This window comes from Desulfosarcina sp. (assembly GCF_046496365.1).
In the GTDB taxonomy this organism is placed as follows: Bacteria; Desulfobacterota; Desulfobacteria; order Desulfobacterales; family Desulfosarcinaceae; genus Desulfosarcina.
This window is the reverse complement of sequence record NZ_JAWOHB010000015.1, coordinates 1-5,990: the sequence shown is the minus strand read 5'-3', so window position 1 is coordinate 5,990 and position 5,990 is coordinate 1. Positions and strand designations below refer to the sequence as shown.

The 5,990-nt window shown below is 56.3% G+C and carries 5 protein-coding genes; 2 read left to right on the top strand and 3 right to left on the bottom strand.

Going from position 1 to position 5,990, the window contains the following annotated elements:
• Both R6V78_RS00615 and R6V78_RS00610 read left to right on the top strand, forming a co-directional pair.
• A partial coding sequence (locus R6V78_RS00615) for a DNA recombination protein RmuC (RefSeq protein ID WP_410287377.1) occupies positions 1-647 on the top strand: 647 nt, incomplete at its 5' end.
• A 45-nt stretch (positions 648-692) separates the two neighbouring features.
• Complete coding sequence (locus R6V78_RS00610) at positions 693-1,175, top strand: C-GCAxxG-C-C family protein (protein ID WP_410287376.1); 483 nt, start codon at positions 693-695, stop codon at positions 1,173-1,175.
• 211 nt (positions 1,176-1,386) lie between these two features.
• On the opposite strand, the gene R6V78_RS00605 is transcribed toward R6V78_RS00610, so the two are convergent.
• From R6V78_RS00605 to R6V78_RS00595, 3 genes are all read right to left on the bottom strand, one after another.
• Positions 1,387-2,631 carry a DEAD/DEAH box helicase gene (locus tag R6V78_RS00605; RefSeq protein WP_410287375.1) on the bottom strand — a complete coding sequence of 415 codons (1,245 nt, stop codon included), beginning with the start codon at positions 2,629-2,631 and terminating at the stop codon, positions 1,387-1,389.
• A gap of 761 nt (positions 2,632-3,392) precedes the next feature.
• A complete protein-coding gene (locus R6V78_RS00600; RefSeq protein WP_410287374.1) occupies positions 3,393-5,144 on the bottom strand; it encodes an ArnT family glycosyltransferase in 1,752 nt (583 codons plus the stop codon).
• A gap of 297 nt (positions 5,145-5,441) precedes the next feature.
• The coding region (locus R6V78_RS00595; RefSeq protein WP_410287373.1) for a hypothetical protein at positions 5,442-5,990 on the bottom strand (549 nt) is incomplete at its 5' end.

The window sequence follows — 5,990 nt, the reverse complement described above, 5'->3', positions numbered from 1 at the left end:
GGTTGCCGGGTCCGAAGGATGATCCGGAGAACTGTGTGTGGCTGCCGATTGACTCGAAGTTTCCACAGGAGGATTACATCCGCCTTCAGGACGCTGCGGACAAGGCCGACCCGGAGGGGGTTCAGGCAGCATCGGATGCCTTGGCGCGAGCAGTTCGGGCCGCTGCCAAGGAGATTCATGACAAGTATGTCAATCCACCCGGCACAACCGATTTTGCAATCATGTTTCTCGCGACCGAAGGATTGTATGCAGAGGTACTGCGGCAGCCGGCCTTGGTGGACGACCTGCAACGGCGGTTTCGGATCGTGCTGGCCGGTCCCACAACATTGGTGGCGATTCTGAGCAGCCTTCGCATGGGGTTCCAGACTCTCGCGATTGAGCAGCGCACCTCGGAGGTGTGGAGGGTCTTGGGCGCGGTCAAGACCGAGTTCGGAAAGTTTGGCGAGGTACTGGACACGGTAAAGCGCCAGTTGGACACCGCAAGCCGTACCATCGAACAGACCGGCGTGCGCAGCCGGGCCATGGAACGTAAGCTCCGTTCTGTGGCGCAATTGCCCGAGGCCGAAGCATCGGATCTCCTTTCGCTGCCTGCCGAGGACATCGCAATGGAAGATGCAGAGAAAATAGAAACCGATCCGGCTGTCTGATCGGAATCCGGGCAAAAAAATCCAACTTGTGTAAAGGAGTCGCTTTTGGAATCACAATTTGTTTCAAATGTTCGAAAGACTGCCGAGAATTCCTTCGATTCCGGCCTCTATTGTGCGGAAAGCGTTGTGCTTGCCCTTGCCGGGGCACAGGGGGTTGAATCCGATCTTTTGCCCAGGATCGCCACCGGGTTTTGCAGCGGCATGGGGCGAACGCGCGGCACCTGTGGCGCAGTCTCCGGCGCGATTATGGGCATAAGTCTTGCTCTCGGGCGGTCTGAAGCGGATGAGTCTGTTCAACCGTCATACACTGCGGTGAATCGCCTTATCAGGGAGTTCGAACAAGCATTCGGGGCCCGCGATTGTCACGTTCTGCTGGGCTGCGACATTGCTACCCCGGAAGGCAAATCCATGTTTCGGGAAAAAGGGTTGAGTAAGCGCTGCACCGAATTCACCGGCAAAGCAGCAGAAATCGCCGCGCGCATTATTTACGAACTCAATGAAGACGCGGGCTCTGCCGCAACGCCTTGAGACAATTGAAGGGACCCTAAAGACAACATGGTTCGATCCAGGCTGTCTTGCGCCGGCTTTTCCGTACATCCCCGCCGGTATGTGAATCGTGGCTCGAGGGGTGCGAGATAGGATTACCCTAAAAATCGCCAAGTGAATGGCATCGGTGATGTAAGTTACCAGGCCCTAAAGGCCTGAGTGTGCACCGGCGGCCGCTGCAGCGGCAGAGAATTTAGTTGGGTCTCGCCCCGATACGACCCATTGGGAGATGCTTCGTCTTTTTCAGACCGAACATTCCCGTGCCCCCACGCCGATGCGATTTTGAAACGGGTTGCGCATATTTTACGGGGGCCGGCGCATTGTAGTCAAAATCCCTTAAGGTGCGGCGCTCAACTTTGGAACCCATGACACGATCGATGGCGTTGACCATTTGATTGTCGTCATGGGTGATCAATGTAAATGCATCTCCGCTCTGGTCGGCCCGTCCGGTCCTGCCGATTCGATGGATATACGCATCCGTGGTGTTGGGCATATCGTAATTGATAACGTGAGATATCTGACAGATATCAATGCCGCGTGCAGCGATGTCGGTGGCTACCAGTACGTGAAATCTTCCGTTGCGGAAGCCGTCAAGAGCGGCCTGACGACGACCCTGGGAAAGATTCCCCTGCAGCGAGGCGGAATTGAAACCGGCCCTGCTCAGTTGTTCTCCCAGGCGCTTGGCGCGGTGCTTGGTGCGTGTGAACACCAGCACGGATTGGGAGTTGATATGCGCCAGTAGTTTCAGCAGAAATGCTGTTTTCAAATGCTGCGCCACCGGATAGTGGGCGTGGCTGACGGTGTCCGCCGGTGCGGTTTCCCCTGCCTTGATGGTAATCGGGTCCCTAAGAATGTCTTTGGCCAAGTCATGGATTTCATTGGGCATGGTGGCTGAAAACAGAAGCGTCTGCCGCCCGGCCGGGAGATGTTTCAGTATTCGCCGGATATCCGGAAGAAATCCCATGTCAAACATATGATCCGCTTCGTCAATGACCAGCACCTCTACCCGGGAAAGATCTATCGTTCCCCGATTCATGTGGTCGAGGAGTCGACCGGGGCAGGCAACCACGATTTCCGCCCCCTGTTTCAGATTTCTGATTTGAGTGTTGATGTTCACCCCGCCGTAGACGGTAACGCTTCTCATACGGGTTTCTCTTCCCAGGCTGATAACCGCCTCATGAATCTGTTCAGCCAGTTCGCGAGTGGGAGCGATAATCAGGGCCCTTACATACCCTCGTTTTCCCTTCATGAGCCGGTGTAAAATCGGCAGTGCAAAGACCGCCGTCTTACCGGTACCGGTCTGGGCCAGTCCCATGATGTCTCGTCCCTCCATGACCGACGGAATAGCCTCGGTCTGGATAGGGGTGGGTGTAACGAACCCGGCGGCAGCGACACCTGCCACGACGCTGGGGTTCAGATTAAATTCTTTAAATTCCATAAAGTCCTCTCTTCTGTTGAGCCGATCTCAAAGGCACGGTTGGATTGCCCCTTTCCTTCAGAAATAACAAGATATTCCCAAAGGGGTAGGCCTTGTGAACGGTGGGTCCAAAGTAATGGATTCCGCCGTGGCGGATACTGATTTGCACCTCAGGAATATTCTTCACCATACTAAGATGATTTTCCATTTCTCGCTTGAATATTCCAAGGGCACTGCTCTGAAACTGAGAACCTGTATTTTCGCTGGCCCCGCGGGTTGCGGGGGAGTGGCAGGATCAAACCCCTTTTTAGAGGAGCAAAATGAATAGGATCGATACGGAGGTTTTGAGATCGGCTATCTGTTCAATTGAAAAGCCCCGAACATATTCCGGGGCTTATGATATCGTCTTTTTCATCTTATTATCCAGGAACAGCAACTATAAGCATCCTTCTATCCCATTGGGTTCGTCTTTGTCAAGTAAAATCCTGAATCACTCAAAAGAATCTGGTCCTTGGCGGGTGACCGTGAACAGTTTTTCCACCTGAAACCTGACACCGGGGGCCTGAACAAGCTTTATCTGAGGCCTAAGGTGAGTGTCAAGCGAATCCGCGACGCGTAAGCATCCCTGTCCTGTGGGTCGCCTGGAACGCCAACCCTTTCATGCATTCCGCCCATGCCAATGGTCCGGGCGGTCTTCATGGCGATAGGGGTTACCGCCCATCCTGCCGACAACCCCGTTGAGGGATCAAGAAGGCGTAACTGAAGTGACGCCAAGCACGCTGTCAGCGCATGGGCAGGGAACCTGGCGGCGCCACCACCCACTCCCGAGCGAACAAGTGCTTCTGCACGCTCCCGGTGGCCATTTCCCAGATCTGGCGGGCTGTGTGTCGGCTGGTGAGATGGATGCGACTGCCGATGGCGCTTTCAGGCGCAGGCGCATCAAGGGGTCGCCGGATTACCACGAAGTCATCGGGCCCACGAATACCTGCGTGGGGCATCTTCAACGCGGCCGGATACCCCCGCACCACCGCGCGAGGCAGCAGGAAACGATACTGTTCGGCGACCGAGCGGAAATTCTCCGGCACCCACACCACGCGACCAACGGTGGCCTCCGTGACAACGGAGTTGAATACGCCCAGCGGTTTGTCAAACACCGACAGAAAACCGGCCAGAGACAAAAACACCGACAGGACTGCGGTTGCGCTGCCCATAGCGGTCCAGCGAGGCCGAGCGATGGCCGCGGCTGCAAACGCGGCGCCGGTAACCACCAGCGGCCAGTGCCACCACGGAAAGGCCTGCACGCCCACCTCGCGTGCCAGGAGCAACGAGAGCCATCCGATGGGCAGCAGCACTGCGATGACGGCAGACAGAGACAGGACAAAGGCGTAACGACCCACGTGATGGCAACGCGTCGCCATCACCACCGCCAGCGCAGGCATGCCCTCCAGTAGATAACGGCCGCTCCGCTCACTGGGAATGCAGAACACGATGAAGATGGCGAACACCCAGATCCACAACAATCGTTCCCCATCCGGTAGCGTGCGCCGGTGCCTCCAGGATTCCACCATCATACCGAACAAGGGAAAGGCCAGCAGACCGGCGTTGGAAAACCAGCTTCCCCAGAGGCGCCAAACACTGTCGCCGCCCCACAGCAGCCCTTTGAACCAGGATCCGACCTCCCCCCCCATCTTACCGATATTCTCGCCCACAACGAACTCGCGCCAGATGGCCGCGGGTTCAGGGTCGAGGACGAACCACAGCGAGAACATGCCCAGCGACAGCAGCCCAGTCCAGACAATGCCCGGCAGCGAGGCGCGCACGAACGCGCCCACGCGCCAGCCGCGCACATGCAAATGCCAACAGGCAAGTCCCACGACGATGGGCAGCAGTTGTGCGAAACTCTTGGTGAGGAGCGCCATGCCTGCCAGTACACCCAGGATGGTCGGGAATACGAAGCGCGAATCGAAGGATCGCGGCTTCCACCACAATATGGTGAAGAAGCATGCGAATACCCAGAATGTTTCTGGAGGATTGGTAAGATAGGGCCGGCCGTAGCGATAGGTGGTGAAGAAGGCCAGATAGAAAAGGGCCGCCAGGGCCCCCTTGAACAGATCACGACCGGACAGCCGCCATCCCAGCAGGCCGCAGAGGAGAGCCGTGCCGAAGGTCCACATCACACTGGGCCAGCGCAATGCCCATAGCGACCAGTGCGCCCCCCAATCGGTGCTCAAGAGTCCCTGCCAGAACAGCAGTGGCGGCTTGGTATTTCGCATGTCCGGCATGTCGCTCTGCAGCGGCAGCCACTGGTTGGCAGTGCCGGTCACGCGCGTGATCTGCATGTACACAAGTTCGTCGCCGTTGCGAAGAATGTGGGCCGAGCCAAGGCCATACAGATAGGTGAACAAGGCAAAAACAAGACCGATGATGACTATCGCCGCGAGCGGCGCACGCTGCAGTCGCCCGGCCTCGGGGTCGGTGCCCTCAGTACGCGCATGGGGGTAGGCACACAGGTCTTTTAGATGGAATTTGAGCACGCAACCACCGAAAGAATAGAATGTGAGGATCTGTTCATAAAACGGTTACAAGATAATTGTTCAGCCTGGTTTTAAAGCGCTCCAATTGATCCTCTTTCTCAAAATCGAGGCAGGATGCAAGACGAGATGAAATAATAAGAACTTGGTTTCCTGGTGAGAGACTATAGAGAAAATCAGGTTGTAGTGCAAGAAAAATGGAACCCCAGCATCTCCGGCATCGGGCGGTAAGGGGACAGGTTCATTTTAAGAAAGCGCAGGAGGGACGGTTGCCCATGGATCTGCCAAAATCCGCGCCCCCTAAAAAAATTCCGCAAACACGAAATGGTTATCGGTATCCATAAAGATGGGAGGGGGCAACCGGTCTGCATAGCTTTTGTAGTGCTCCTTGTTCAGAACGAGAATCACCGGACGTTTTCCCGCGTTTTCGCGTATCATATCGTTTAACCTGTCAACACTCAGAAGTCTTCCAGGTTTTGCATCGTCATGATCCAACCCATAGGCGAGTTCGCCGACCGGCTCCAGCAGTTTCACGTCATCCCGCTTGAAAAACCAGCAGACCGCACGAACCACATTGTCATTGGAAACCAGTATGGCATCGGGGGTCACCCTGGATAGGTTGAGTTCAAGAAGCCTTCCCGGCGCTCTGCAATCTATGTCTTTGTCGGGAACAGCAAAACTGGCGATGAAAAAAAATATCAGGATGGCCCCACAATAAACCCCCAGCGTTTTCCGGTAGTCTTTCATCCTGGCAAAGGAGCTGGTCATGCCGGACCGAGCCGTTCGCGTGGTCGTCCCCATGCTCGCGATGCTCGCCCTGGCGGCGGGATCGCCCGCGGCACTGCCGCC

Bases quoted from the DNA above. Each gene is read 5' to 3' on its own strand.
- R6V78_RS00605 (WP_410287375.1), bottom strand. From the start codon at position 2,631: ATGGAATTTAAAGAATTTAATCTGAACCCCAGCGTCGTGGCAGGTGTC.